The sequence below is a fragment of the Actinoplanes philippinensis genome, from assembly GCF_900113015.1.
GTDB classification, from domain to species: domain Bacteria; phylum Actinomycetota; class Actinomycetes; order Mycobacteriales; family Micromonosporaceae; genus Actinoplanes; species Actinoplanes philippinensis.
The window spans coordinates 1-1101 of record NZ_FONV01000058.1; the positions used below are offsets into that span (position 1 = coordinate 1).

1 protein-coding gene is annotated in these 1101 nt (G+C 64.6%); it reads right to left on the minus strand.

Annotation, left to right across the window (positions count from 1 at the left end; translation table 11 throughout):
* Positions 1-950, minus strand: a 950-nt coding sequence (locus BM290_RS46960; protein WP_280522852.1) for a glycoside hydrolase family 26 protein, incomplete at its 3' end; no start/stop codon positions are given.
* Positions 951-1101: the final 151 nt, after the last annotated feature.

A 1101-nucleotide genomic window follows, 5' to 3' on the forward strand; every position in this document is an offset into this window, starting at 1 on the left:
TCACCCTGGTTGTCACGCTTGGTGTCGAAGTGCACGATCGCCTTGATCGCCGGACGCTTACGCAACTCCGGCACCACACTGTCGTACACCGCCGACTTGTCCGTGGCCCTACCGATGCGGTGGTACGCACCCCACTCCGCCACCATGATCGGCTTACCCCGGTGCTTACTGGTCGCCCAGTCGTAGAAACCCAGACCGCCACCCTTGGGCTTACGATCCAGCAGATCCGCGAACGTCCCGTAGTGGTAGTAGTTCTTCTCCACCGACACATACGAGTCCAGACCGATCCAGTCCACGACATCGTCGCCCGGGTACAGATCCTTCCACCACGACTGCGCCATCCACTTCTCGTTACCCATGTACGCCATCACGTTCACCACATTGCTCGCGCCCTGGCCCCGCAGCCGCTGGATCGTGTGCCGGTACATCGCCGCGAAATCCTTGGCCTCCCAGCCGGAACCCTTCTTCGCCTTCACATCGTTCTCCGGCTCATGATTGAGCACCAGGAACGTCTTCTTGCCGTACGCCTTGATCCGCTGCGCGAACGCGTCGATCCGCCGGTCCTGCTCACCCCGGGCCACCTTCGCCCACGACGACCCGTAGGCGATCTTCCAGTTCAGCAGCAACACCCGCGGCCGGCCCGCGTCAGCGGTCATCGCGATCTCCGCCTTGGTCGGGAACGGCTCGTCCCCCTTGTGATACGTGTGGAAGATCGTCGCGGTCCGCCCCGACAGCTTCTCCCAGCTCTTGTGCTCGGCATCGCGAGGCTTGCTGGTGAACCCACCAGCCGCGCCACCCCACATCACCCCGCACGACGGGACCAGCTTGGCATCAGCAGCACAGGACCCCACCGGCCCGGCGACCGCAGCCCCCGGCGAAACAACCGACATGGCACCCGCGATCACGGCGGTCAGAGCTGTCAACACCATCGGCAGCTTGGCGCGTCGCAAAATCTCTCCCCCAGACTGTCCGGCACGTTGTCGGCCGGGCATGGGAAAGAGATTCCAGGGCAGGCGTTGCACCACCAGTGCCCGAACCGGTGCCACCCGGTAGCGGACATCCCGACCCCCGGGCCAACGACACGCCACGGGTGATCGACCA